Source organism: Arthrobacter sp. ISL-5 (assembly GCF_018613835.1).
Lineage (GTDB): Bacteria > Actinomycetota > Actinomycetes > Actinomycetales > Micrococcaceae > Arthrobacter.
This window is the reverse complement of record NZ_JAGGPM010000012.1, coordinates 18,059-42,927: the sequence shown is the minus strand read 5'-3', so window position 1 is coordinate 42,927 and position 24,869 is coordinate 18,059. Positions and strand designations below refer to the sequence as shown.

21 protein-coding genes are annotated in these 24,869 nt (G+C 67.0%); 8 read left to right on the top strand and 13 right to left on the bottom strand.

The genetic code is table 11. The features are described from left to right. The first annotated feature begins 84 nt into the window (after positions 1-84). Complete coding sequence (locus J7I89_RS06055; RefSeq protein WP_214968271.1) at positions 85-834, top strand: YcnI family protein; 750 nt, start codon at positions 85-87, stop codon at positions 832-834. A 146-nt stretch (positions 835-980) separates the two neighbouring features. On the opposite strand, the gene radA is transcribed toward J7I89_RS06055, so the two are convergent. The 9 genes from radA to J7I89_RS06010 all read right to left on the bottom strand — a co-directional run bounded on the left by radA (position 981) and on the right by J7I89_RS06010 (position 11,728). Continuing rightward, a complete protein-coding gene (gene radA, locus J7I89_RS06050) occupies positions 981-2,354 on the bottom strand; it encodes a DNA repair protein RadA (RefSeq protein ID WP_214968270.1) in 1,374 nt (457 codons plus the stop codon). Between the two features lie 71 nt (positions 2,355-2,425). Beyond that, positions 2,426-3,550, bottom strand: a complete 1,125-nt coding sequence (locus J7I89_RS06045; RefSeq protein ID WP_214968268.1) for an aromatic acid exporter family protein — start codon at positions 3,548-3,550, stop codon at positions 2,426-2,428. Between the two features lie 43 nt (positions 3,551-3,593). Further along, the gene (locus J7I89_RS06040; protein WP_214968266.1) at positions 3,594-5,105 is read right to left on the bottom strand and encodes an NAD-dependent succinate-semialdehyde dehydrogenase; all 1,512 of its coding nucleotides are present in this window, start codon (positions 5,103-5,105) and stop codon (positions 3,594-3,596) included. 22 nt (positions 5,106-5,127) lie between these two features. Continuing rightward, positions 5,128-5,931 carry an HpcH/HpaI aldolase/citrate lyase family protein gene (locus tag J7I89_RS06035; RefSeq protein WP_214968264.1) on the bottom strand — a complete coding sequence of 268 codons (804 nt, stop codon included), beginning with the start codon at positions 5,929-5,931 and terminating at the stop codon, positions 5,128-5,130. Continuing rightward, positions 5,916-6,701 carry a 2-oxo-hept-4-ene-1,7-dioate hydratase gene (hpaH, locus tag J7I89_RS06030; protein ID WP_214968263.1) on the bottom strand — a complete coding sequence of 262 codons (786 nt, stop codon included), beginning with the start codon at positions 6,699-6,701 and terminating at the stop codon, positions 5,916-5,918. The genes J7I89_RS06035 and hpaH overlap by 16 nt, the downstream gene beginning before the upstream one ends. Before the next feature lie 90 nt (positions 6,702-6,791). Next, positions 6,792-7,868: a 3,4-dihydroxyphenylacetate 2,3-dioxygenase gene (hpaD, locus tag J7I89_RS06025; RefSeq protein ID WP_214968261.1), complete on the bottom strand. Its 1,077-nt coding sequence runs from the start codon at positions 7,866-7,868 to the stop codon at positions 6,792-6,794. A 120-nt stretch (positions 7,869-7,988) separates the two neighbouring features. Beyond that, a complete protein-coding gene (gene hpaE, locus J7I89_RS06020) occupies positions 7,989-9,503 on the bottom strand; it encodes a 5-carboxymethyl-2-hydroxymuconate semialdehyde dehydrogenase (RefSeq protein WP_214968260.1) in 1,515 nt (504 codons plus the stop codon). Between the two features lie 9 nt (positions 9,504-9,512). After that, positions 9,513-10,211: a GntR family transcriptional regulator gene (locus tag J7I89_RS06015; protein ID WP_214968258.1), complete on the bottom strand. Its 699-nt coding sequence runs from the start codon at positions 10,209-10,211 to the stop codon at positions 9,513-9,515. After that, a complete protein-coding gene (locus J7I89_RS06010) occupies positions 10,208-11,728 on the bottom strand; it encodes a fumarylacetoacetate hydrolase family protein (RefSeq protein ID WP_214968256.1) in 1,521 nt (506 codons plus the stop codon). Before J7I89_RS06010 ends, J7I89_RS06015 begins: the two co-directional genes overlap by 4 nt. A gap of 222 nt (positions 11,729-11,950) precedes the next feature. On the opposite strand from J7I89_RS06010, the gene J7I89_RS06005 reads away from it, so the two are divergent. Together J7I89_RS06005 and J7I89_RS06000 are read left to right on the top strand one after the other, a co-directional pair. Further along, positions 11,951-13,939, top strand: a complete 1,989-nt coding sequence (locus tag J7I89_RS06005; RefSeq protein ID WP_214968254.1) for an FAD-binding monooxygenase — start codon at positions 11,951-11,953, stop codon at positions 13,937-13,939. Positions 13,940-13,945: 6 nt separating this feature from the next. Further along, positions 13,946-15,316 carry an MFS transporter gene (locus J7I89_RS06000; protein ID WP_214968252.1) on the top strand — a complete coding sequence of 457 codons (1,371 nt, stop codon included), beginning with the start codon at positions 13,946-13,948 and terminating at the stop codon, positions 15,314-15,316. On the opposite strand, the gene J7I89_RS05995 is transcribed toward J7I89_RS06000, so the two are convergent. Beyond that, positions 15,313-15,987 carry a metal-dependent transcriptional regulator gene (locus tag J7I89_RS05995; protein ID WP_214968251.1) on the bottom strand — a complete coding sequence of 225 codons (675 nt, stop codon included), beginning with the start codon at positions 15,985-15,987 and terminating at the stop codon, positions 15,313-15,315. The two genes, J7I89_RS06000 and J7I89_RS05995, sit on opposite strands and share 4 nt — an antisense overlap. A 70-nt stretch (positions 15,988-16,057) precedes the next feature. Here J7I89_RS05995 and J7I89_RS05990 point away from each other — a divergent pair, with 70 nt between their 5' ends. Both J7I89_RS05990 and J7I89_RS05985 read left to right on the top strand, forming a co-directional pair. Beyond that, positions 16,058-17,119, top strand: a complete 1,062-nt coding sequence (locus J7I89_RS05990; protein WP_251044988.1) for a multicopper oxidase domain-containing protein — start codon at positions 16,058-16,060, stop codon at positions 17,117-17,119. Further along, complete coding sequence (locus tag J7I89_RS05985; RefSeq protein ID WP_214968249.1) at positions 17,116-18,348, top strand: ZIP family metal transporter; 1,233 nt, start codon at positions 17,116-17,118, stop codon at positions 18,346-18,348. The genes J7I89_RS05990 and J7I89_RS05985 overlap by 4 nt, the downstream gene beginning before the upstream one ends. Before the next feature lie 80 nt (positions 18,349-18,428). Here the strand turns inward: J7I89_RS05985 and J7I89_RS05980 are convergent, their stop codons facing one another. Further along, positions 18,429-19,841 (bottom strand): aldehyde dehydrogenase family protein, encoded by a 1,413-nt coding sequence (locus tag J7I89_RS05980; RefSeq protein ID WP_214968248.1) that lies wholly within the window; start codon positions 19,839-19,841, stop codon positions 18,429-18,431. 143 nt (positions 19,842-19,984) lie between these two features. After that, a complete protein-coding gene (locus J7I89_RS05975; RefSeq protein WP_214968246.1) occupies positions 19,985-20,578 on the bottom strand; it encodes a TetR/AcrR family transcriptional regulator in 594 nt (197 codons plus the stop codon). A 182-nt stretch (positions 20,579-20,760) separates the two neighbouring features. On the opposite strand from J7I89_RS05975, the gene J7I89_RS05970 reads away from it, so the two are divergent. The 3 genes from J7I89_RS05970 (at position 20,761) to J7I89_RS05960 (ending at position 24,118) form a co-directional block, all read left to right on the top strand. Then, positions 20,761-21,105, top strand: a complete 345-nt coding sequence (locus J7I89_RS05970; RefSeq protein WP_214968244.1) for a cupin domain-containing protein — start codon at positions 20,761-20,763, stop codon at positions 21,103-21,105. A gap of 9 nt (positions 21,106-21,114) precedes the next feature. Then, entirely contained in the window at positions 21,115-22,443 is a 1,329-nt protein-coding gene (locus J7I89_RS05965; protein WP_214968242.1) for an NAD(P)/FAD-dependent oxidoreductase, read from the top strand. 199 nt (positions 22,444-22,642) lie between these two features. Beyond that, positions 22,643-24,118, top strand: coding sequence for an APC family permease (locus J7I89_RS05960; RefSeq protein WP_214968240.1), 1,476 nt, complete (start codon positions 22,643-22,645; stop codon positions 24,116-24,118). Here J7I89_RS05960 and J7I89_RS05955 read toward each other — a convergent pair. After that, positions 24,095-24,754, bottom strand: a complete 660-nt coding sequence (locus J7I89_RS05955; RefSeq protein ID WP_214968239.1) for an AmiS/UreI family transporter — start codon at positions 24,752-24,754, stop codon at positions 24,095-24,097. The two genes, J7I89_RS05960 and J7I89_RS05955, sit on opposite strands and share 24 nt — an antisense overlap. Positions 24,755-24,869 lie beyond the last annotated feature (115 nt).

The following is a 24,869-nucleotide window of genomic DNA, read 5'->3' as shown; positions in this document are numbered from 1 at the left end:
AGGCGGCTCACAGCTGCTTTCCTGCGCCCGCCACGTTGCGGGCCTGTTCCTGATGATTTTTTCTTATGTGAAAGGCACCCTGCCATGAATAGCTTCCTTCGCCGTACCCTCAAGACCGCAGCCGCCGCCTCGATGACGGCAGGGCTTCTCGCCGCCGGCGTCGCGGCCGCTTCCGCGCACGTCACCGTCGATCCGTCCAAGACCGCCGAGGGCGGGTTCACCAAGCTGACCTTCAGCGTCCCGAATGAATCCGAGACCGCCAAGACCAACCGGCTCGAGGTCAAACTCCCCACCGACACCCCGCTGACGTCGGTCTCGGTCAAGCCGATCGAGGGCTGGAAGGCGCAGGTTGTCACCACCGCACTGCCCAAGCCTGTGGAGATTGGCGGGGCCACCGTGACCAAGGCTCCCACCAGCGTGATCTGGACAGCCGACACCGCCCACCAGATCGGCCAGAACGAATTCCAGACCTTCACCATCTCGGTGGGCCGGCTCCCGGCTGCCGGTATCACGGTGACGCTGCCGGCCGCGCAGGGCTACACCGACGGGACCACCGTCAACTGGGCTGACACGGAAGAGGCCGGGCACGGTCACGCCGCAGCATCCCCGTCCGCGCCTGCGACCGAGGAAAAAGAGCACCACCCGGCACCCACCTTCGTGACCACCGCGGCCGCAGCCACGGGATCCGCAACCACGACGCCGGAGGCGGCACCGGCCGCGTCAACGGCCCCTGCGGCGTCCGGCGGCGAAACTGCCGGCTGGTTCGGGCTGGTAGCAGGCGTCCTTGGCCTCGCCGCGGGCGCCACCGCATTGGTCCGCACGCGGAAGAACTAGTCGCAGGCCCCCCGCCGGAGGCGAACAGCAACAGCAGTGGCCCGCGCCGGCAGACCGGCCCGCGCCGGCATCCCGGCGCGGGCCATTTGCATTGCCTGCGTGCACCGGCCCAACCGGTGCGACCGGCAGGCTAGAACACGCGCAGCCTAACTGATCAGCAGGCTCAGGGCCTCGGCGAGGTGGCTGACTTCCCGCAGCGAGAAGCCCGCCGGCACCGGGCCCGGCCCGTTGTGGCTGGAGGGAACCACGGCGTGCGTGAAGCCCAGCCGGTGTGCCTCCTGGATGCGCTGGTTGATGCCGGGCACGGGGCGGACCTCACCGGCCAGCCCCACCTCGCCGAAGGCGATGAGCCGCTGCGGCAGCGGTTTCTTGGCCTTGGCAGACGCGACGGCCAGCGCCACGGCAAGGTCCGTGGCCGGCTCGCTGAGCTTCACGCCGCCAACGGTGGCCACGTAGGAGTCGTCCTTGTGCAGCAGGCAGCCCGCCCGCTGCTGCAGCACGGCCAGCAGCATGGCCACGCGCGAACTGTCCAGGCCGCTGGTGGCCCGGCGCGGCTGGGAGTTGGGGCTCTCGGCCAGAAGCGACTGCACCTCGGCCAGCAGGGGGCGCCTGCCCTCCATGGTCACCGTGATGCACGTGCCGGACACGGGATCCTTGGTGCGGGTGACGAACAGCCCGCTGGGGTCCGCCAGGCCAACAATGCCGTCCTCGTTGAGGTCGAAGCAGCCCACATCGTCTGTCGGCCCGTAACGGTTCTTCACCGCACGCAGCAGCCGGAGGCGCGAGTGGCGCTCGCCTTCGAACTGGCACACCACATCCACGAGATGCTCCAGGAGGCGCGGCCCGGCGATGGACCCGTCCTTCGTCACGTGCCCCACCAGCAGCGTGGTCATGTTGCGGCGCTTGGCGGCAGCAATGATGGACGCCGCCACCTCGCGCACCTGGGAAACCCCGCCCGAGCTGCCCTCCACGTCCGCGCTGCTCAGTGTCTGAACGGAGTCCACCACAAGCAGCTTCGGTTCCACCTTCTCCACTTGGCCCAGTGCCTGGCCAAGATCGGTCTCCGCGGACAGGTAGAGAGTGTCCGCGATGGCGTCGATCCGCTCAGCCCGCAGCTTCACCTGCGCCGCGGATTCCTCGCCCGTGACGTACAGGACGCTCTGGCCCGTTCGCGCAAACTTGGCGGCCACGTCCAGCAGCAGCGTGGACTTGCCGACGCCCGGCTCACCGGCCAGCAGGATCACCGCTCCGGGGACAACGCCGCCGCCCAGCACGCGGTCCAGCTCGTCCACGCCCGTGGGCAGGAAGGCGGCGGTGGTGGCGTCCACCTCTGCGATGGGGCGGGCGGGCTCCAAAACGGTGGTGGCCGCCGTCGTACGGGCCACGGCGGCGCCGGTTTCCTCAACGGTGCCCCACGCCTGGCACTCACCGCAGCGCCCCACCCACTTGACGGTAGTCCAGCCGCATTCCGCGCACTTATAGCCCGGTGTCTTGGACGCCCGGGAAGTCTTTGTAGCCATTGCTCCACACTATCCGGTGGCTCCGACATTCCTGCTCCGCGGGTGCAGGCTGCTACAGCGGGTGCAGGCTGCTACAGCGAGGGCAGGATGTCGCGGGCCTCGCGGGAATCCATGCCGGCGGCCTCCAGCAGGTCCACCATCAGCGGCCGGAAAAGCATCACCACGGTTTCGCCCTCCAGCCGCTCCACTTCGAGCATCTTCGGATGCACCCGGCCGGCGATCGCGCTCAGCTCCTGCCGGGCGCTGCGCAGGTGGGCACGGCGGGCGCCTTCGTGCACTTCAGCGAGCCCGAGCGAGAGTTCGTCGATGGCCGCTGCGGTCTCGTGCAGGACCTCGGCAATGTTCTCAGTGGCTTCGTCGGAGAGCGCCGCATGGTTGATGGCACTGGTCAGCCTGCGGGCAAAGACGCGGCTGTTGCGCAGCGCGAGGTCGATGTAATCAAGCGACTGGTCCAGCTGGTCGATTTCATCCCGGTGCCTCCGGTAGGCGGGTGCCAGTGTGGCCACCTCGCCGGATGCCCTCAGCGAGTGCCGCATGGCATCCACCAGCGGCTGGCTGCTCCGGCCGCGGACCAGGGCGTGCCAGGCCTGGGTGGAGTCGCTGTGCGTCAGCGCGGAGGCACACTCGCGCAGCACTTCTGCCAGTTCATGGAGCAGCTTTTGGACGTCCTTGCGAGGTTCCCGCCGTGGATCCTTGGGCGCCAGGACGGTCACCAGCAGGGCCACCACGCCGCCCACCACAGCGTCGAGGCTGCGGGTGAAGGGCCCGCCGGCAGGTGCAGGCAGAAGCACCACCAGCAGTGACTGGAGCGCCAGCTGGGTCGTGAAGATGGTGCCGCTGTCCAGGAAGCGCGCCAGCAGGATTGAGATCAGGAGGACGACGGCGGCCTGCCAGATCCCAGCTCCGAGCCAGTGGAGCAGCAGATCGCCCACGGCAATGCCAATGGTGCAGCCCAGCCCCACCTCAATCACCCTCTGCAGGCGCGGATCGCGGGAGAAACCCAGGGCGATCAGGGCGGACGTGGCGGCGAACAGCGGGCCGGAATGGCCCAGGACGTACTCGGCGAAGGCGTAGGCTCCCACCGCGCCGACGGTCATCTGAATCCCGGGGATCAGCGAGTTCCGGCTGCGGACCAGCCCTGTGCGGATCCGGCCGCGAAGAAACCGTCTGCTTGCGGAGAGTCCGGTCTGGGGCATGACCTCAGTCTATTGCCGGAGCCGGCCCCGGCTGTGCCGGATACTATCTGGCGGCCCACGGGTCGGCGATGCCGATGTACTGCGTCGTGGTGTATTCGGCGATGCCCTCGGAACCGCCTTCGCGGCCGAGTCCGGACTGTTTGACGCCGCCGAAGGGCGCTGCGGCGTTGGAGATCACGCCTGCGTTGAAGCCCACCATGCCGAATTCGATCTGCTCGGCCACGCGCAGCAGCCGGTTGAAGTCGCGGCTGTAGACGTAGGAAGCCAGGCCGTATTCGCTCGCGTTGGCCAGCCGGATGGCGTCCTCCTCGGAGGCGAAGGTGGTGACGGGGGCGACGGGTCCGAAGATCTCCTGGCGCAGGATGGCGGCGTCGTTGGGGACGTTGGCGAGCACCGTGGGCTGGTAGAAGTAGCCCGGTCCGTCCACCGGTCCGCCTCCCGCGGCGGCGGTGGCACCGGCGTCGACGGCGGCACTTACCAGGGCGTGTACGTCGTCTCGGGCGCCAGCATCGATGAGCGGACCCACCTGGGTGGCCGGTTCGGTGCCGCGGCCCGTGGTCAGGGCGCCCATGGCCGCGGCGAACTTCCGGGTGAACTCGGCGGCCACGGATTCCTGGACCAGGAAGCGGTTGGCCGCGGTGCAGGCCTCGCCCATGTTCCGCATTTTCGCGGCCATGGCGCCTTCGACGGCCTTGTCCAGGTCGGCGTCCTCGAAGACGATGAACGGGGCGTTGCCGCCGAGTTCCATGGAGGTGCGGAGGACATTCTGCGCGGCGTCGGCCATGAGGCGCTTGCCGACCGGGGTGGAGCCGGTGAAGGAGACCTTGCGCAGCCGCGGATCTGCCAGCAGCGGGCCGGAGATCCCGGACGCACTGCTGGATGAGACCACGTTGAGGACTCCCGCGGGCAGGCCGACGTCCAGCATGGTCTGCGCGAACAGCTGGGCCGTCAATGGCGTCAGCTTGGCCGGCTTGAGCACCATCGTGCATCCCGCCGCCACCGCCGGGGCGACCTTGCGGGTGGCCATGGCGAGCGGGAAGTTCCAGGGCGTGATCAGCAGGCAGGGGCCCACGGGCTTGTGCTGGACAAGGATCTTGTTCTTGCCCTCGGGCGTCGTGAGGTAGCGGCCGTAGTCGCGGACGGTTTCCTCGGAGAACCAGCGCAGGAACTCGGCCCCGTAGGTCACCTCGCCGCGGGCTTCGGCCAGCGGTTTGCCCATCTCCAGGGTCATCAGCAGCGCGAAGTCATCGGCCCGTTCGGTGACCAGGTCGAAGGCCCGGCGCAGGATTTCTGCCCGTTCCCGGGGTGCCGTCCGTGCCCAGGAAGCCTGGACCTTGTCCGCGGCGTCGAGCGCCGCCACTGCGTCCTCGCTGGTGGCGGAAGCGAGCGTGGCGAGTACCTCCCCGGTGGCGGGGTCGTGGACGTCGAACGTGCCGCCGTCGGACGCGGCGCGCCACTGCCCGCCGATCAGCAGGCCGGTCGGGACGGACGCGAGCAGCGCAGCCTCACGCTCGGGTGAGACGGCAGGGGCGATCGCAGCAGATGTAACTGTCATGGAAGAAGTCCTAAGAATGGGTTCAGTAGCTTGCGGGGGTTTCGCTCACTGCTGGCGCAATGTATTCGGCGGCGAGCGCTTCGGAGCCGCGGGCCAGGATGGCGACGTCGGCCCCGACCAGGATGAAGGCGGCACCGGCGTCGAGATAGGCTCGGGCGGTGGCAGGGGCGAAGGCGTTCACGCCGGCCGGTTTCCCGGCCGCAACCGCGGCGGCGATGCAGTGTTCGACGGCGGCCCGCACCGTCGGGTGCTCCTGCTGGCCCAGCAGACCCATGGAGGCTGCGAGGTCGGCCGGGCCCAAAAAGATGGCGTCCACCCCCTCCACCGCGAGGATCTCGTCAACAGCGGCTACGGAGGCCGCGGATTCGATCTGCACTGTCACGCTCACGGTTTCGGAGGCGCGGACCAGGTAGTCCGGAACGCGGTTCCAGCGGGCGGCCCGGGCCAGCGAGGACCCCACGCCGCGGACGCCCTGCGGCGGATAGCGGGTGGCAGCCACGGCGGCCTCCGCCTCGGCCGCGGAGTTCACCATGGGCACCAGCAGGTTCTGCACGCCGAGGTCCAGGTACTGCTTGAAGATGACGGTGTCGTTGACCGGGGGCCGCACCATCACGTACCCCGGGTAACCGTGCACCGCCTGGAGCTGGGCCAGGATGGATTCCAGGCCGTTGGGGCTGTGTTCGGCGTCGATCAGGAGCCAGTCCAGGCCGGCCCCGGCGCAGATTTCGGCGACGAGCGGGCTGCCGGAGCACACCCACATCCCCGCCAGCGGCCGGTCCGCCGCGGCCAACGCATCCCGGAAGGTGTCTTCTACTCGAAGCGGCATGTGATGCTCCCCAGCGGTCCATAGTCGGCGTGCACGGTGTCACCTTTGTAGACCCACAGCGGGCGGGTGAAGGACCCGGCCAGGATGATGTCCCCGGCCTCCATGCCGTCACCGTGGGCGGCGATCTTGTTGGCGAGCCAGTGCACGCCGTTCGCCGGGTGGTCCAGGACGCCGGCGGCGACCCCGGTTTCCTCCACGGTCTGGTTCTTGTAGAGGATGGCGGAGACCCAGCGGAGATCGACGGCGTCCGGGCGGACGGGATTGCCGCCCACCACCATGGCTCCCATGGCGGCGTTGTCCGCGATGGTGTCCACGATGGTCCGGCCCTCCATCTCGATCCGGGAATCGAGGATCTCGAGGGCAGGAACCACATAGTCGGTGGCATTCAGGACGTCGAAGATGGTGCAGCCGGGCCCTTTGAGCCCGTCCTTCAGGACAAACGCCAGTTCCACCTCCACCCGGGGGTGCGTGTATTTGTCCCACTGCACGGAGCAGCCGGTTTCCAGGACCATGTCGTCGAAGATCGCGCCGTAGTCGGGTTCGGTGATGCCGGTGGCGGCCTGCATGGCCTTGGACGTGAGACCGATCTTGCGGCCCACCAGCGTGCGGCCGGCTTCCTCGTTCCGCCGCCGCCACAGCTGCTGCACGGCATAGGAATCCTCCACCGTCATGTCGGGGTAGCGGGCCGTCAGGCGCGGCACCGGCGTCCGGCTGCGGCCGGCCTCCACGAGTTCGTCGGCGATCGCCTCGATTGTCTTCGGGTCAAGCATTCGTGCGCTCCTCAATGGTCGGGCAGATAGTTCGTGGGGATAGGCGGCCGGTCCGGCACCTGGCGGTGCGGGACCGGCCGCGCCGGCACGCTAGACCTGCGCCCCGAGCTTGAAGCCCTCCGCGTCCGAGCCCTCCTTGCGGGTGTAGGAGAAGCCGTCTGCTCCGACCGTGACAGCCATTTCGCTCTTTTCCTGGCGTTCGATGACCGGCTGGGGATTGCCGTCCAGGTCCAGCACGAGGGAGGCCTCGGTGTACCAGGACGGGACAACCGGGTTGCCCCACCAGTCGCGCCGCTGGTTGTCGTGCACGTCCCAGGTCACCACAGGGTTGTCGGGGTCGCCGGTGTAGTAGTCCTGGGTGTAGATCTCGATGCGGTGGCCGTCCGGGTCCAGGATGTAGAGGTAGAACGCGTTGGACACTCCGTGCCGGCCGGGGCCGCGTTCGATCCGGTCCGAGATGCGCAGGGCGCCCATCTTGTCGCAGATCTGGATGATGTTGTGCTTCTCGTGCGTGGCGAAGGCAATGTGGTGCAGGCGCGGGCCGTTGCCTCCGGTCAGTGCGGTGTCGTGCACGGTCTGCTTCCGGTGCATCCACACGGCGTACGTGACGCCGTCGGAATCCTGGATGTCTTCGGAGACGCGGAAGCCGAGGTCCTCCAGGTACTTCCGGCCGCGGGGCACGTCCGGGGTGACCTGGTTGAAGTGGTCCAGCCGGACCAGCTCGCCGGCGGAGTAGAGGTCGTAGCGCTGGGTGAGGCGCTCCACGTGCTCCGTCTCGTAGAAGAACTCGTAGGGGAAGCCCAGCGGGTCCTCCACGCGGACCGAGTCTCCGATGCCCTTGGTGAAGCCTTCCTTGCGGCGCTCGGTGCGGCAGCCGAGCTCCTTGTAGTACGCCTCGGCGGCGTCCACCTCTGCGGGGGACTTCACCCGGTACGCGAACGCCGCAGCGGCCGCCACGGGACCCTTCCGCAGCACGAGGTTGTGGTGGATGAATTCTTCCAGGGACCGAAGGTAGATGGTGTTCTCGTCTTCCTCGGTGACGTGCAGGCCGAGGACATCAACGTAGAACTCGCGGGACTTGGCGAGGTCAGTGACCACGAGCTCCAGGTACGCGCAGCGGACGATGTCCGGCGCCGGAACGGAGGGCTTGGGGATGATGTTGTTCATGGGATTCTCTCTTCGTTGAAAGGGGTCTGTTTGGGTGCCGTCCGCCCAACTGACTCGCAGTAGATGTCGTTTTGGAGGCTCAGAACGACCACAATTGCGAGCTAGTTGGGCCAGCCGGCCTCAGGCGCCGAATTTAGGGGTGTGGACGGTGCCGAGCGTGATGTGCACGGCCTGCTGGTCGGTGTAGAAATCGATGGAACGGTAGCCGCCCTCGTGGCCCAGGCCGGAGGCCTTGACGCCGCCGAACGGGGTGCGGAGGTCGCGGACGTTGTGGCTGTTCAGCCACACCATGCCGGCCTCGACGTTCTGCGAGAAGTTGTGGGCCCGGGTCAGGTTCTGGGTCCAGATGTAGGCCGCCAGGCCGTACTTGGTGTTGTTCGCCAAGGCGAGGGCTTCGTCGTCGTTCTCGAACGGCGTGATGGCGACGACCGGGCCGAAGATCTCCTCTTGGAAGATCCGCGCGTCCGGGGCGACGTCGGCAAATACCGTGGGGGCGATGTAGTTGCCTTCCGGGAGGTGCTCCGGGCGGCCGCCGCCGGCCAGCAGCCGGCCCTCGGACTTGCCGATCTCCACGTAGGACGCCACCTTTTCGTAGTGCTCGGGGTGGACCAGGGCGCCCACCTGCGTCTTGGGGTCGTGGGGATCGCCGACGACGATGTTCTTCGCGCGGGCGGCGTACTTCTCGCAGAACTCGTCGTAGATGGCGCGTTCCACGAGGATGCGGGAGCCGGCCGTGCAGCGCTCGCCGTTGAGCGAGAAGACGCCGAACAGGGCGGAGTCGATCGCGGCGTCGAGGTCGGCGTCGGCGAACACGACGCACGGGGACTTGCCGCCGAGCTCCATGGACAGGCCCTTGAGGTTCGCGGCGGCGTTGCGGAAGATCGTCTGGCCCGTGGTGGTCTCGCCGGTGAAGGAGATCAGCGGCACGTCCGGGTGCTTGACCAGGGCGTCGCCGGCCTCCTCGCCGAGGCCGTTCACCAGGTTGAAGACGCCGTCCGGCAGGCCCGCGTCCTTGAAGATCTGCGCCCACAGCGAGGCCGAGAGCGGGGTGAACTCGGCCGGCTTGAGGACCACGGTGTTGCCGGTGGCCAGGGCCGGGGCGAGCTTCCAGGACTCCAGCATGAAGGGCGTGTTCCAGGGGGTGATCAGGCCGGCGACGCCGATCGGCTTGCGGTTCACGTAGTTGATCTGCGAGCCGGGGACCTTCATGGCGTCGTCGAACTGGGCCACGATCAGGTCCGCGAAGAAGCGGAAGTTCTCCGCCGCGCGCAGCGCCTGGCCCTTTGCCTGGGTGATGGGCAGGCCGGTGTCGAAGGTCTCGAGTTCGGCGAGGCGCTCTTCCTGGGCCTCGACGGCGTCGGCAATCCTGTTCAGGACACGGGCACGTTCGCGCGGCTTCATCTTCGGCCACGGGCCGTTCACGAACGCTTCGCGGGCGGCGGCGACGGCGAGGTCGATGTCCTCCTTCTGGCCGGCCGCGGCGGTGGCGTAGTTTTCGTTGGACACTGGGTCCAGGACGTCGAAGGTCCTGCCGCCCACCGAGTCAACGAATTCGCCGTTGATGTAGTGCTGGATGTGGGTGGGCAGGTCCTGGGGGCGGTAGTGGGTTTTGGCTGCCTCTGCAGTGAACGTCATTGTTTTTCCTTACTGCTGCGGGGTGTGGTGGTCGGTTGCTGCGGCCTGGGCGAGATAGGCGTCCAGGGTGGCGCTGCGGTGGAGTCGGGCTGCTTTTTCTATGTCGTCGGCGCTGGCACCGGTTTCGATGAGCCGGAGCAGGGCTTCGTGTTCGTCCACGGACTGGTGCGCGCGTCCGGGGACGAAGCGGAACGTGGAGGAGCGCAGGGCGGCGAGGCGGTTCCAGCCGCGGTGGACGAGGTCCAGGATGTGCGGGTTGGGGCAGTGCTCGAACAGGACGCTGTGGAAGTCCTGGTTCAGCTGGGTGAAGCGGACCGGATCGAAATGCTGCAGGCAGTCGCGCATCTCCGCGTTCACGGCACGTGCCCGGGCGATGTCAGCCTCACCGATCAGCGGGGCGGACAGCGCCGTGGCCGCGCCCTCGATGATGCTCAGCGTCTGCATGGTGTACAGGTACTCGGTGGGGTCGATGCCGGACACGGTGGCGCCGACGTTCCGCTCGAACTTCACCAGGCCCTCGGCTTCGAGCCGCCGGATGGCTTCCCGGACCGGGACCACGCTGACGCCCAGGTCCTCGGCGATCTTGGCCAGCACCAGCCGGTAGCCGGGGGAGTAGGCGCCGTCGATGATCCGGGCCTTGACGGCGGCGTAGGCCTGCTCCGACTTGCTGCCGGTGCTGGTACCCGCGGCTGTGACAGTCTCAGTCATTGGCTTTGTCCGTTTCCCATTGCTTCCCATTCCTCGTACTTAATGCGCCATTCCGCGTTCAGCGGGTAGAGCCCGTCGACGCTGTGGCCCTGTTCCACCATCTCGGCGATGAAGACTTCCTCGCGTTCCTGCGCGATCGAATCGTCCGCGAGCTCTTCGGCGAGGGCCGGCGGGATGACCAGGATGCCGTCCGCATCCGCCACGATGATGTCCCCCGGCTGCACGGTGGTGCCGCCGCAGGCGATGGTGATGTCCGTGTCCCACGGGATGTGCCGGCGCCCCAGGACCGCGGGATGCGGGTTGGCGTAGTACGTGGGCATGTCCATGGCGGCCACCGCGGCGAAGTCGCGCACGCCGCCGTCGGTGATGATGGCTGCGGCGCCGCGGACCTGGGCGCGGAGGGCCAGGATGTCGCCGATGGTGCCGGTGCCCTTCTCGCCGCGCGCCTCCATCACCAGGATCTCGCCCGCGTTGACCGAGTCGATTGCCTTTTTCTGGGCGTTGAAGCCGCCGCCGTGGGTCTTGAAGAGGTCCTCGCGGTTGGGCACGTAGCGCAGGGTCCGGGCCAGGCCCACGATCCGTTTGTCCGGGCGGGTGGAGGTGAGGCCGTCGATGCTGACGTTGTTCAGGCCGCGCTTGCGCAGCTGGGAGGACAAGGTGGCGGTGCAGACGCTTTCCAGCTTGGCCTTCAGTTCAGGGGTCAGGACAGGCCCGACGGCGGCGGCCTCCACCGCGGCAAGGCCGGCCGCTTCCCGGGAGCCGTAGGCTTCCTCCCGCTGCAGGTCATCGGTCTTGGGCCGGGCGCCGAAGTCGGCGAACGCCGCCGTGCCTTCCTTCACCCGGGTGACCAGGCGGCCGGTGGAGAGGCCGGAAGCGGTGGCGTCCGCCGTCGTCGTACTGGTGCTGACCTCAACCTCGACGACGTCGCCCGGCTTGGCCACGGAGGCGCCGGCCGGGGTGCCGGTGAGGATGATGTCGCCCTCTTCGAGCGTGAGCAGCTGCGAGAGGTCGGCGATGAGCCGGGCGAACGGGAAGAGGAGGTCTTCGGTGGTGTCGTCCTGGACCAGTTCGCCGTTGTGCCAGGTGCGGATCCGGAGTTTCGCGGGATCCACGGCATCCGCGGCGATCAGTCCCGGGCCCACGGGCGTGAAGCCGTCGCCGCCCTTGGACCGCAGGTTGGAGCCCTTGTCCGCGTAGCGGAGGTCGTAGACGCCGAGGTCGTTGCTGGCCGTGACCCACTCGACGTGGCTCCAGGCGTCCTCGATGCCGACGCGGCGGGCCGGCTTGCCGATGATCAGGGCGATCTCGCCTTCGTAGCCGAGGAGTTCGCAGCCGGCCGGGCGTTCCACCGTTGACGGGGCTTCCGCCGAGCCGGTTGCCAGGGAGGACGATGGCTTCAGGAAGTAGGAGGGCTGCTCCGGTGTGCGGCCGCGCTGGGCTGCCCGGCTGGGGTAGTTGATGTGCACCGCGATGACCTTGCGGGCCGCGGCCAGGATGTGGTCGGTGACCTGTTCCAAGAGTTACTCCTCATCGAGTACGAAATCGTATACGAAAACTATTACTCAGGAAGTGCGGGGCGTCAACCCCTGTTTTGCAAGGACTTTCGGGGCACTTGTAACCCACGTCATATTTGGCGTACAGTTCTGGATCAACGATCAAGTTTCGATATTGGAACTGGCAGTTCTAATATCGAACACAGAATGGCGATACACAGCCACACAACGAAGTGAGGAAAGCCCGTGCAGTTCCACCACCACGGTTACGTATCCGGTGACCCGCGAGTCCAGCCGGCCGCCGGCGTCGGCATTGATCGGCCCGCCCAGCTTCCCGACGAACTGGACGTGCTCATTGTGGGCACCGGGCCTGCGGGCATGCTCACGGCCGCACAGCTGTCCCAGTTCCCGGGCGTCACGACGCGGATCGTGGAGCGCCGGGCCGGAAGGCTCGCCATCGGCCAGGCCGACGGCATTCAGGCCCGGAGTGTCGAGACCTTCCAGGCGTTCGGGTTCGCCGAGCGGATCATCGCCGAGGCATACCGCATCACCGAAATGGCGTTCTGGAAGCCGGACCCCGCGGATCACTCCCGCATCGTCCGCGCCGCCCGCGCCGTCGACGACCCTGCCGGCATCAGTGAATTCCCGCACCTGATCGTCAACCAGGCCCGGGTTCTGGATTACTTCGGCGAATTCATGGCGAATTCGCCTGCCCGCATGTCACCGGACTACGGCTATGAGTTCCGCAGCCTGGAGGTCACCGGCGAGGGGGAGTACCCCGTGGCCGTGACCCTGCTCCACACGGCCGGCCCCGACGAAGGCCGCGAACGCATCGTCCGGGCCAAGTACGTCGTGGGTGCTGACGGCGCCCGGAGCAAGGTGCGCGAGTCGATCGGCTGCACGCTCGCCGGCGACCAGGCCAACCATGCCTGGGGCGTCATGGATGTCCTTGCCGCCACGGACTTCCCGGACATCCGCCTGAAATGTGCCATCCAGTCCGGCCAGGGCGGCAGCATCCTGCTGATCCCGCGCGAAGGCGGCCACCTCTTCCGCATGTACGTCGACCTGGGCGAAGTGGACCCCCATGACAAGGGCGCCGTCCGCAGCACCACCATCGAGCAGATCATCGCCAAGGCGAACGACATCCTCCACCCGTACACGCTCGACGTCCGCAACGTCGCCTGGCACAGCGTGTACGAGGTGGGCCACCGCCTGACCGACCGGTTCGACGACGTCCTGCCGGAGCAGCGGGGCACCCGCACGCCCCGGGTGTTCATCGCCGGCGACGCCTGCCACACGCACAGCGCCAAGGCCGGCCAGGGCATGAACGTCTCCATGCAGGACGGCTTCAACCTGGGCTGGAAGCTCGGCCATGTGCTCGAGGGCCGCAGCCCGGAGAGCCTGCTGTCCACCTACTCGGCCGAGCGCCAGGTCATCGCGAAGAACCTCATCGACTTCGACAAGGAGTGGTCCACGCTCATGGCGAAGAAGCCGGAGGAATTCGAGAACCCCTCGGAGCTCGAGGACTTCTACGTCAGCACCGCCGAATTCCCGGCAGGCTTCATGACCCAGTACGCCCCGTCCGTGCTCATCGGCGAGCCGGCGCACCAGGACCTGGCCACCGGGTTCACCATCGGCAAGCGCTTCAAGTCCGCGCCCGTTGTGCGGGTCTGCGACACCAACCCGTTGCAGCTCGGCCACCAGGCGAAGGCGGACGGCCGGTGGCGGATCTACGTGTTCGCGGACGCAGCAGCGGACGCAGCAGCGGCCGCACCGGGACAGCAGGCGACCGCGTCACCCGTCGTCGACTTTGCCGAGTGGATCGCGAAGGCGCCGGACTCGCCGCTCGCCGCAACGCCGTCGGGCGCCGACCGCGACGCCTGGTTCGACGTGAAGGTCATCTACCAGCAGGACCACACGAACCTCGATATAAGCGCCGTGCCGGCGGCGTTCAAGCCGGAAGTGGGCCCGTTCAGGCTCACCTACCTGGAGAACGTCTACGCCACCGATCCGGCGGCGGACATCTTCGACCTGCGCGGCATCGACCGCGGCGGCGTGGTGGTGGTGGTGCGCCCGGACCAGTACGTGGCCAACGTCCTGCCCCTGACGGCCACGGCGGAGCTCGCCGCGTTCTTCGCGCCCCTCCTGCGGACAGGACAGCCCGAGGCGACCGGACCCGAAGCGCTGAACGCGGCACCCACCGCAGGCTCCACCCTCATCAGCAACGGAGCTTGAGATCCAATGTCATCGTCACTAAGCACAGCCGCGCCCGTACTCCGCCAGCGCATGAGCCAGGCCGACCGCCGGGTGGTTGCCGGAACCATGGTCGGTACCACCATCGAATGGTACGACTTCTTTATCTTCGCCCAGGCGGCAGGGGTCGTTTTCGCCAGCCTCTACTTCAAGCCCCTGGATACCGACAGCCCCGGGCTCGCACAACTGGTCTCGTGGGCAACCATCGGGGTGAGCTTCTTCTTCCGCCCCCTGGGAGCGGTGATTGCAGGACGGCTCGGTGACCGGGTGGGGCGGAAAGCCATGCTCGTCCTCACCTTGGTCATGATGGGGGCATCCACCGCCTTGATCGGCCTCCTCCCGACCTACGCCCAGATCGGTGTTTGGGCCCCCATCCTGCTGATGGTCCTGCGCATTGTGCAAGGCTTCTCGGCGGGCGGGGAGTGGGGAGGCGCAGCCCTGATGGCAGTGGAGCATGCCCCACGTGACAAGCGGGGATTCTGGGGTGCCTACCCGCAGATCGGCGTGCCCGTCGGCATGATCATTGCGACCCTGGTGCTGTTTCTGCTCCGGCTCTCCATGACGCCTGAGCAGTTCCTCGAATGGGGCTGGAGGGTTCCCTTCCTGCTGTCAGTCGCCCTGATTGTGGTCGGCTACTTCATCCGTGCCGCCGTGGCCGAGAGCCCGGTATTCAAGGAAATGGTGGAACGCAAGCGGGAATCGGCCACCCCGTTGGCACAGCTGCTCCGGACGAACAAGAAGCAGGTACTGCTGGCCGCTGTCATCTTCATCGGCAACAACGCTGCCGGATACCTCGTGATCGCGTTCCTGTCATCGTATGCGCAGAAGACCCTGAAGATGGAAGCGTCCCCGGTGCTGCTGGCCACCCTCCTTGCATCCTTTGGCTGGCTCATTTTCACCCTTTTGGGCGGCGCTCTGTCGGACAGGATCGGCCGCGTCCGGACCTTCCAGGTTGGCTACGTCCTCATCTTTGCGTGGATGATTCCCATGTTCCTGCTGATTGATACCCGCAACATCTGGGCGTACGGGGTGGGAATCTTCGTCCTGACCGTTGGCCTGGGGCTTTCCTATGGACCAATGTCTGCCATGTACGCGGAAATGTTCCCGGCCAGCGTCCGTTATTCGGGAATCGGAATCGGCTACGCCCTGGGGTCCATCCTCGGCGGAGCCTTCGCACCGCTCATAGCCGAGGCGCTGCTCAAGGATTCGGGCTGGTCAGGCTCAATCGGCATCTACATCATGGCTCTCTGCGTCATCTCCTTCATTGGCGCCAGCCTCGTGAAGGAAACAAAGGGCGTTCCCCTGGAGGCAACGGATTCTGATGCCCTCAACGAGGAATACTCCCGCTTGTCCGGCTAGCTGGCGATGACCCAGATGGATTCTGCGGCTGAGGGGCCCAGGTCAATGTCGAGGTCGCGGTCCGGCAGGCGGATCGTTGTGACGTCGGCGTACGGGCGGTGGGCCAGCACGGTCAGCCGGGTGTCCGGCGCCAGTCCTAGCTCGGTGAAGTATCGCAGCATGTCCGGATCCGCATCGGAAATCCTGGTGATCGTTAGCGGCCGGTTCGGGTCCACGGCGGCCAGCCGGACCCCTTGCGGCCGGCGCAGCTGGCCGTCCGGCGAAGGTATCGGATCCCCGTGGGGGTCGCGGACCGGGTGGCCGAGCAGTTCATCAATCCGCGTGATCATCATGGCCGAAACGGCGTGCTCGAGAATCTCAGCCTCATCGTGCACCTCGTCCCAGCCATAACCCAGAACATTGACGAGGAATGTCTCCAGGAGCCGGTGCCGGCGCACCATTTCGACCGCGTGATCCTTCCCCGTCTGGGTTAGCTCGATGCTTCCGTACGGCGCGTGGGTGACCAGCCCCTGTTTGGCGAGCCGCCTTATCCCGTCCGACACAGTGGACGGCTTCACACCCATGCGCTCTGCCATCGCCCCGACGGTGATCGGGGTCGCCGACCATTCCGTGGCGGACCAGATCATCTTCAGATAGTCCTGGGCGGCGGAACTCAGTTCGGAGACGCTCATGATCCGATACTACCAACAGAACTTGAATGTTAGACTGGCCTAACAAAATTGTTCTCTCATTGGAGATCTGATGGAGCGATTGCCTAAATCGGCGGCAGTCGCGCTGCCGAGCCGGCGGACGATGCTCTCCGGCGCCGCTGCGCTCGCCGCTGTGCCAGCCCTGGCATCGTGGGTGCCAGGGGCAGTCAGGGATCCGGGACAGCCCGCAGCCGGTCACCACCCTTCCCATATGGAGAACCATGCCGGGCACGCAGGATTCGCCGGCGGCTCCGTGCCGCCGGCGCGGGCCGGCATCGACCCCACGGCAATCCTTCACGACTTTGACCGCGGCAAGGCCAGCACCCTGCCTGACGGCCGGACGCTGCGGGAATGGGACATCATCGCGGTGGATATGGACTTCGAGATCGCCCCCGGCGTGACGTTCCCGGGCTGGAGCTACAACGGCCGGATCCCCGGACCCACGCTCTGGGCCCGCGAGGGGGACGCGCTGCGGATCCATTTCACCAATGCCGGTGCGCACCCGCACACCATCCACTTCCACGGGATCCACCGGGCCGAGATGGACGGCACCCCGGGCATCGGCGCCGGATCCATTGCCCCCGGGCAAAGCTTCACCTATGAATTCGATGCCACGCCGTTCGGCACCCACCTGTACCACTGCCACCAGTCGCCACTTGCTCCGCACATCGCCAAGGGCCTCTACGGCGGCTTCATCGTCGAACCCAAGAAGGGCCGCCCGAAGGCCGACAATGAAATGGTCATGGTGATGAACGGCTACAACACCGACGGGGGCGACGACAACGAGTTTTATTCGGTCAACGGCCTGCCGTTCCATTTCATGGACTTCCCCGTGCAGGTCAAGCAGAACGAGCTGGTGCGGATCCACCTGATCAACGTGCTCGAATACGACCCCATCAACTCCTTCCACGTACACGCGAACTTCTTCCACTACTACCCGACCGGAACGATGCTTACCCCGAGCGAGTACACGGACACCGTCTCGCAGGTGCAGGGGCAGCGCGGCATCGTGGAGCTTCGCTTCCCCTACCCGGGCAAGTACATGTTCCACGCGCACAAGACCGAATTCGCGGAGCTGGGCTGGATGGGCTTCTTCGAGGTGAGCGCAGCATGACACGGACAGACACTCCTACGACGAACACCCACAGCGGCACAGCACTACGGCGGCCAAAGCCGCGCTGGCTGCTCGGCCTGGGCCCCCTGGTGCTGATAGCCGTCCTCCTGGGCCTGTTCTCCCTTCTGAACGGACCCGGACTGTCCCGGCTCGGTGAGGGAATTCCGCTCAAGGAAGAAGTCGCCGTCGAGGGCATCCGGCTGACACCGGGCCAGATCATCCTCACGGTCCGCAACCAGGGGCCGGACCCTGTCGCCATCGCCCAGGTCAACGTCTCCGACTACTACGCAGCCTTCACCCAAACCCGGGAGACCATGGCTCCGATGGAGGCCAGCACCATCACCGTCAGCTATAACTGGGTGGACGGGGACCCCTACGAGCTTGCGCTCGTGACTTCAGCCGGCGGCAAGATCACCGCTGCCATCGACGCCGCCGCGCTGAGCCCCGAACGCGACAGCTCCTTCTTCGGACTCATGGCACTGCTGGGAATCTACGTGGGTGTCATTCCCGTGGCCTTGGGAATGCTCTGGATGCCGTTCGTGCGGCGTTCATCCGCGGCCTGGGTGCGGGGGCTTATTGGATTTACCATCGGGCTGCTGGCCTTCCTGGCCTTCGACGCCACGCTCGAAGCCTTCGAACTTGTCTCCGGCAACGCCTCCTTCGGCGGCCCCCTCGTTGTAATCCTTGGTGCGGTCATCGCCTACCTGATCCTGGAAGCCACCGACGCCTGGATGCGAGGGCACCGGAACACTCTCACCACTGGCCAGCCGGCAGCGCTGCCACCGGGCAAGCTGGCGTTGCTGATCGCCGTCGGCATCGGAATGCACAACCTCGGCGAAGGCCTGGCGATCGGCTCGGCCTATGCCGTCGGGTCGCTGGCCCTCGGCGCGTCCCTGATTGTCGGCTTCGCCATTCACAACACCACCGAAGGCCTCGCCATCGTCACGCCGCTGGCCAGGGAACGTCCCTCGCTCGGACGCCTCGCTGTACTGGGACTCATCGCAGGGGCTCCGGCAGTGCTCGGATCGCTCATAGGAGCCACGGTTTACCAGCCCACCCTCGCCGCATTCCTCCTTGGGCTGGGCGCCGGAGCCGTCGGCCAGGTCGCCATCAAACTGCTGCCCATGCTCAAGGACGGGACCGGCCGGACCCTTGCGCCACTGACCGCCACCGGAATCATCCTCGGAATCGCCATGATGTTCGCTACAGGGCTGCTCGTCCAGGCTTAGGGCTGCCGTCGCCGGCGTGACGATGGGCCGGGGTGCTTTTGGCGCCCCGGCCCTTCGCCGTCGTTCTTCGGAGCCGAAACTTAGCCGTTGATCACCTGCGGCACGCCGAGGGCTTTGAGGCCTTCGACGCCGAACTCCAGGCCGTAGCCGGACTGCTTGGCGCCGCCGAAGGGAACGCGCGGGTCAACGGCGCCGTGCTTGTTGATCCAGACGGTGCCGGCCTGGATCCGGGCTGCGACCGCGCGGGCCGCGGGCAGGTCGGAGGACCAGACGGAGGCGCCGAGTCCGACGTCGAGCGCGTTGGCCTTGGCGACTGCCTCGTCCACGGTGCTGTAGCGGATGATCGGCAGGGCGGGACCGAACTGCTCCTCGGCAACCAGCGGGTTCTCGTTGTCGATGTCGGCCACCAGCGTGGCTGGGTAGAAGTGGCCGGGCTGGTCGGTGTCAGGGTTGCCGCCGATCAGGATCCGGGCGCCGGATTCCCGGGCTGCTTCCACGAGCCCGGCAACGACGTCGTACTGCGCCCTGTTCTGCAGCGGGCCCAGGACGTTGTTCTCGTCGAGCCCTACGCCCATGGGCATGGCGGCGGCGACCTTGGTGAGCTCCTCGCAGACGGCGTCGTAGATGTCGTCGTGCACGTACAGGCGCTTCAGGGCGGCGCAGGTCTGGCCGGTGTTGATGAAGGCGCCCCAGAACAACCCCTCTGCGATGGCTGCCGGGTCGGCGTCGGGAAGCACGATCCCGGCGTCGTTGCCGCCCAGCTCCAGGGTCAGGCGCTTGACGGTGTCCGCTGAGGACCTGATGATCGACCGGCCGGCGGCGGTGGAACCGGTGAACATGATCTTTCCGACGGCGGGGTGTTCGGCCAGGCGTGCGCCCACCTCGCGGTCCCCGGAGACGACGGTGAGGACGCCTTCGGGGAGTTCCTCGTTGAGCACCTTGGCCAGGGCAAGGACGGACAGCGGGGTCATCTTGGAAGGCTTGACCACCACCGTGTTGCCCATCCGGAGGGCGGGGGCGATCTGCCAGATGGTGATCATCATGGGCCAGTTCCACGGGCCGATGGCACCGACGACACCGATGGGCTTGTAGTGCAGTTCGGCGTAGGTTTCGCCGTCGTCCACCACGACTTCCGGTTCCAGCGGCGTGGTGGCGGTGGCGCGGAGCCAGGCGGCGCAGGCGCCGACTTCGAAGCGGGCGTTGGGGCCGTTGAGCGGCTTGCCCTGCTCGCGGGAGAGCAGCCGGGCGAGTTCTTCGGCGGAGCGTTCGACGGCGTCCGCCGCCTTGAGGAGCGCGGCGCTCCGGGCGTCGTGGCCCAGCGCAGCCCAGGCCGGCTGGGCTTCCGTGGCGGCGGTGATGGCCTGCTCAAGATCCTCAAGGGTGTGGACCGGGGCTTCGCCGACCGCGGTGCCGGTGGCGGGGTCAAAGATGGTCCGGCTGCTGGAGCCGGAGTCCGCAGTGATCGAGGCCAGCAGGGCGTCGTAAGTTTCCATGGGGTACTCCACTTCGAGTAGGCAATGCGCACCGGCCAACGTGGCCTGAGGCTATGCCTCGAGTCTGCCCGGCCGCCCCCGGGGAGTCTTGTGTATCCGCGAACGGCTCTTGACCCCAGGCGAACACCTGCCGCCGGGCGCCCCTAGGTCTGCCTGCCGGCGCCGGTCCGAAGCAGCAGTACGTCGTGAACTTCCTCAAGCGACGCTGCGATGAGGGTGCGCTCCACTCCCGCGAGGTACTGGAGAACCAGGCCGTCCAGGGAAGCAAACAGCGTCCTGGCCACCACCTGCACGTTATGGGTCAGTCCGGCGGCGCTCAGGCCTTCGGCCAGCGCACTGACGTAGTTCTCGTAGAGGGCGGAGACCGCTTCCGCGAGCTCGGGCCGCCGGCGCGCCTCCAGGATCATCTCGTATTGGAAGACCTGCAGTTCCGGTTCAGCCAGCAGCAACTCCAGAAGGGATTCCGTGAAGGAATGGCCAAGGGCTGCGGCTTCACGGAGCCTGGATGCACTGATGGACTGCTCGGCGGCCCAGTCCAAGGCCGCCGCGATCAGGGCGTCGCGGGAGCCGAAGTGGTGCGCCACCAGCGTGTTGTTCACCCCTGCGGCTTCCGCGACCGAGCGGTAGGTGAGGCCACGCAGGCCTTTCGCGGCCACAACGGCCACAGCGGCGCGCAGCAGGGCCTCCTTGCCGGTCCCGTATTTCGACGGCGGGGCAGGAGCGGCGGGTGTCTTCATAAGCCGAGTCTAGCCAGTGCCCGCACCATGAAGGCCGCACCTATTGACTTAAAACTAAGCGTTTGCTTAGATTCAATCCTTAGGTGATGCAGCTCACGTGGAGCGTTATCGCACCACTGCTTCATCTGGAACCCGTACATGCCCGGCCTTGGCGCCGCTGCCCTCAAACCCCTGGAGTCAACATGTCAGAAACCACCGCCTTCACCACTTCGTCCGCGCTGGATCCGAACAAGAACGAACCCTTCGAGCTAGGCAACGTGCAGTGGGTTCGCCGATTCGGGGAGGGCGACCGCGCCGCGCTCGCCTGCGGGTACTGGCACGTCACGCCCGCAGAGGCGCCCCAGCCGTTTGACCTGGTGATTCACGCAGATGAGACGATCTCCATCGTCGAAGGACACCTGCGGATCGAAGTCGAGGGCGGGGACACCCACGATCTGACTGCCGGCGGTGCCGCTTCCTTCAACAAGGGCGCCCGCACCAGATGGGCGGTCCTCGCGCCCACGGTCGAATTCTTCGTGTACTCCTAGGCGGCCGCGATGGAACACGAACTCTACGACGTCGTCGTGGTGGGGGCCGGCTTCGCCGGGCTCACAGCGGCCCGCGAACTCAGCAGGCAGGGCATCGCTGTCCATATCGTGGAGGCGCGGGACCGGATCGGCGGGCGGACCTGGTTGGATCACCGGCTGGGACGGGACCTCGAAATCGGCGGGACCTGGGTGCACTGGACCCAGCCGTATGTCTGGGCCGAACTGAAGCGCTACGGCCTGGACACCACGCCCAGCCCCGAGCCGGAGCGGGCATTCTGGTGGGCGGACGGCCGCCGTCACGAGGGCGGACCGGATGACTTGCTCAAACTCATCGGCGAGACGAACGGGGAGTTCGTCCAGGACTCCCGCAGGTATTTTCCGGAGCCCTTCAGGCCTCTGGCCCGCGACGAATTCAAAGCGATCGACGAGGTGTCCGTCCTGTCGCGGATCCGTGAACAGTTCCCCGCCGGCGCGCAGCGGGACATCCTCGAATCCTTCTGGGCGCTGAACTTCAACGGACCGTTGGAGGATGCGGCGCTGACCCAGGCCCTCCGCTGGGTTGCGCTGACCAACGGCGACTGGGCGGTGAACTTCGAAGCCTGCGCCACCTACAAGATCGTTGGCGGCACTGCCGCCCTGGCTGCGGCAATCCTCGAGGACTCGAGCGCCAGCATCGAACACGGCTTCACCGTGGAAGCCATCTCGGATGACGCCGCCTCCCTCGTCGTCCGCAGTGCGGACGGGCGGACCGTCCGCGGGCGGACGGCGATTGTCACGGTTCCGCTCCACGCCCTGAACGCGGTGGCTTTCGAGCCGCCGCTGCCGGCGGCCAAAGCCGAAGGCGCCGGCCTGGGCCAGGTCGCCAAGGGTGCCAAGGTCTGGTTCAGGCTGCGCGGCGAACATGCGCCCTTCGTGGCGCTGGGGGGCGCAGACTGGCCCCTGAACTTCTTCCAGGTGGAATACGCGCTCGACGGCGACACGATCGCCGTCGGCTTCGGTCCTGACGCGTCAGAGATTGACGTTGAGGATCCGGCCGCCGTACAGGCACAGCTCACCCGTCTGGTCCCCGGAGCCGAAGTGGTTGCAGTGGCCAGCCACAACTGGGTGGATGACCCGCTGTCCGGTGAAACCTGGCCCATGCACCGCACCGGCTTTCTCTCGACCTACCTCCCCGCCATGCAGGCGCCGCACGGCCGGATCCTGTTTGCCGGATCCGATATCGCCAATGGCTGGGGCGGATTTATTGACGGCGCGATCGAGAGCGGTATGGAAGCGGCCAATGGCGCTGCGTCCATGCTGGCGACCGGCAGGATGGCAGACCGGCAGTCCCTGGCGTGACTGCGCTCAGGAACAACAACTGATCGCTGCACGACAAGGCACAACCGGACTTCGGTGCCATTCTGGAATTCACGGCGCAGCCCACATGCGCAGCCCCACACTTCGAAGCAGCCCGCAGATATAGAAGCAGCCCACACACATCAGGGCAACGTCGCCCAGGAACACCTCCCCAGCACTCATGACCGTTAAGAAGGATCAAATGAGTATTTCCAATTCCGAGTCCCGGACCGCAGAATCCAGTCCACCCCAGGAACACTCCACCGCCCTGCGCGCGGGCAGCATAGGCGTGCTGGGCATCCTCTTCTTCGTCCTGTCCGCGCAGGCCCCGCTGACCGGGATCGTCGGCGCCGCGCCCCTGGCAGCAGCGCTCGGCAACGGTGCCGGCGCCCCGGGCGCCTACCTCATCGTCGGCATCGTCATTGTCATCTTCGCCGTCGGGTTCGTCGCCATGAGCCGGAAAGTGCAGACCAACGGCGCCTTCTACGCGTACGTCACGGCGGCGTTCGGCCGTAAGGTCGGCGCTGGGGCTGCATGGCTGGCGCTGCTGGCGTACAGCACGGTGCAGGCAGCGATGTACGGCCTGTACGGGGTCGCCTTCTCCGGGCTGCTGGCATCCGCCGGGATAGTTGTTCCGTGGTGGCTGCTGGCGGTGGCCACCATGGCAGGGGTCCAGGTGCTGGGTTCCATGAACATCGAACTCGGCGCCCGTGTGCTGGCTGTTTTGGTCGGCCTGGAAGTGGCGATCCTCCTGATGTTCGGCTTCTCTGTCCTGTTCCGCGGCGGCGGCCCGGAAGGCCTGAATCTCGCGGCTTCGTTTTCCCCGGAGGCCATTGCGGGTGGCGCGCCCGGCGTGGCCATCATGTTCGCGGTGGCGTCCATGTTCGGTTTCGAATCCACGGCCATCTACTCCGCGGAAGCCAAGGATCCGCACAAGACCGTCGCCCGGGCCACGTATCTCTCCGTGGGCATCATCGCCGTGTTCTTCTCCTTCATCACCTGGATGCTGGTCAGTTTCTACGGGCCCTCACAGGTGGTCGGCGCCGCGGGGGCCGCACTGGAATCGGGGGACGCGACCTCGTTCGTCATCGGCCCGATCGTCGAGATGTTCGGACCGTGGGCAGGCGTCACCACCGGAGCCCTGCTGGTGACATCCCTGCTGGCCGGCATCATTGCCTTCCACAACGGCATCAACCGCTACCTCCATTCGCTGGCGCTGCGCGGCTCCATGCCCGCCGTCGTGGCCCGGACCAACAAGCACCGTGCGCCCGCGGTGGCGGCCTGGATCCAGACGGCGGTGGCCGTGCTGCTTGTGGCGCCGTTCGTGCTGCTGGCCTTGGATCCGGTGCTGACGCTCTTCTCGTGGTTCAGCGGGCTCGCCGTTGCGGCGCTGCTGGTGCTGTACATGCTGTGCTCGCTCGCCGTCGTCGGCTATTTCCGCCGGGAACGGGTGACCGGGCAGCATTGGCAGACGCTCATCGCCCCGTCCCTCGCGGCCCTGCTCCTCGGGTGGGTGCTCTACCTGGTGGTCAGCAACTTCACCTCGCTCATCGGCGGAAGCACCGAAACGGCCGTGGCGCTGCTGGCGGCAGTGCCGGTGGTCTTCGTGGCGGGCGTGCTGGTGGAGTTCCGGGTGGAGAAGTGGGCCCGGACGCTAGAGCCTGAGTTCGCCGGGTAACGGGCTTTCGGCGGCGGCGGCGCGGGCACCGGTTTGGTGCCGCCCCCGCCACGCGAGGCCGGCGGCAAGCAGCAACAGCGCCAGCAGGGATGCCGCGGCTCCCGCGGCGGTCTCCGGTTCGCCGGGCCACCGGCCGGTCAGTCCCATGAACGCCGGCACCGTGGCCGATGCCTGGCTGGTGAGGACAAGGGACCAGCCAACCAGCGGCGCCAGGCGCGCGAAGCCCAGCGCCAGTTGAAGGAAGAACAGCATCCACAGGTAGGCCCAGCAGAGCCACAGGACGGCCAGGAACGGATCCTCCCCGGACCATGCCGCAGCGAGCAGGAGGCCGCACGCGCCCACCAGCCCGCAGAACCAGCCGAGTCCCCTGGAACCGAGTGTCAGCAGGTAATCCAGCCCCACATAGACATACGTCAGGCCGAACAGGAACATCCCGGCTGCGCCGAGGAGCAGCTGCGGGCCGTCGCCGGCAGCACCCGGAGTGACCGCACTCAGATAGGTGACGCCCAGGGCCAGCTGAACACCGCCGATGACCAGGCTGAATGCGGCCGCGTCCCTGCGGGGGAGGGTGCCCAGCAACGCCAGTCCATTGATCAATAGCGCTGCGCCCGAGAGGAGGAGGCAGATGTGAGTCACGGGTGAGCTTCCTTACGCAGCGCCATCGCAGTCTGTAATTTCATTTGATGAAATGTTTGTATCACAATACGGAATGTTAGTGCTTGACTGCGTGACCGCCCACGGGGGCGTCGGT

Bases quoted from the DNA above. Each gene is read 5' to 3' on its own strand.
- J7I89_RS05980 (WP_214968248.1), bottom strand. From the start codon at position 19,841: ATGGAAACTTACGACGCCCTGCTGGCCTCGATCACTGCGGACTCCGGC.
- J7I89_RS06035 (WP_214968264.1), bottom strand. From the start codon at position 5,931: ATGCCGCTTCGAGTAGAAGACACCTTCCGGGATGCGTTGGCCGCGGCG.
- J7I89_RS05965 (WP_214968242.1), top strand. From the start codon at position 21,115: ATGGAACACGAACTCTACGACGTCGTCGTGGTGGGGGCCGGCTTCGCC.
- hpaD (WP_214968261.1), bottom strand. From the start codon at position 7,868: ATGAACAACATCATCCCCAAGCCCTCCGTTCCGGCGCCGGACATCGTC.
- J7I89_RS05960 (WP_214968240.1), top strand. From the start codon at position 22,643: ATGAGTATTTCCAATTCCGAGTCCCGGACCGCAGAATCCAGTCCACCC.
- J7I89_RS06045 (WP_214968268.1), bottom strand. From the start codon at position 3,550: ATGCCCCAGACCGGACTCTCCGCAAGCAGACGGTTTCTTCGCGGCCGG.
- hpaE (WP_214968260.1), bottom strand. From the start codon at position 9,503: ATGACGTTCACTGCAGAGGCAGCCAAAACCCACTACCGCCCCCAGGAC.
- J7I89_RS05970 (WP_214968244.1), top strand. From the start codon at position 20,761: ATGTCAGAAACCACCGCCTTCACCACTTCGTCCGCGCTGGATCCGAAC.
- radA (WP_214968270.1), bottom strand. From the start codon at position 2,354: ATGGCTACAAAGACTTCCCGGGCGTCCAAGACACCGGGCTATAAGTGC.
- J7I89_RS06040 (WP_214968266.1), bottom strand. From the start codon at position 5,105: ATGACAGTTACATCTGCTGCGATCGCCCCTGCCGTCTCACCCGAGCGT.
- J7I89_RS05995 (WP_214968251.1), bottom strand. From the start codon at position 15,987: ATGAGCGTCTCCGAACTGAGTTCCGCCGCCCAGGACTATCTGAAGATG.
- J7I89_RS05985 (WP_214968249.1), top strand. From the start codon at position 17,116: ATGACACGGACAGACACTCCTACGACGAACACCCACAGCGGCACAGCA.
- J7I89_RS05975 (WP_214968246.1), bottom strand. From the start codon at position 20,578: ATGAAGACACCCGCCGCTCCTGCCCCGCCGTCGAAATACGGGACCGGC.
- J7I89_RS05990 (WP_251044988.1), top strand. From the start codon at position 16,058: ATGGAGCGATTGCCTAAATCGGCGGCAGTCGCGCTGCCGAGCCGGCGG.
- J7I89_RS06015 (WP_214968258.1), bottom strand. From the start codon at position 10,211: ATGACTGAGACTGTCACAGCCGCGGGTACCAGCACCGGCAGCAAGTCG.
- J7I89_RS06000 (WP_214968252.1), top strand. From the start codon at position 13,946: ATGTCATCGTCACTAAGCACAGCCGCGCCCGTACTCCGCCAGCGCATG.
- J7I89_RS06055 (WP_214968271.1), top strand. From the start codon at position 85: ATGAATAGCTTCCTTCGCCGTACCCTCAAGACCGCAGCCGCCGCCTCG.
- hpaH (WP_214968263.1), bottom strand. From the start codon at position 6,701: ATGCTTGACCCGAAGACAATCGAGGCGATCGCCGACGAACTCGTGGAG.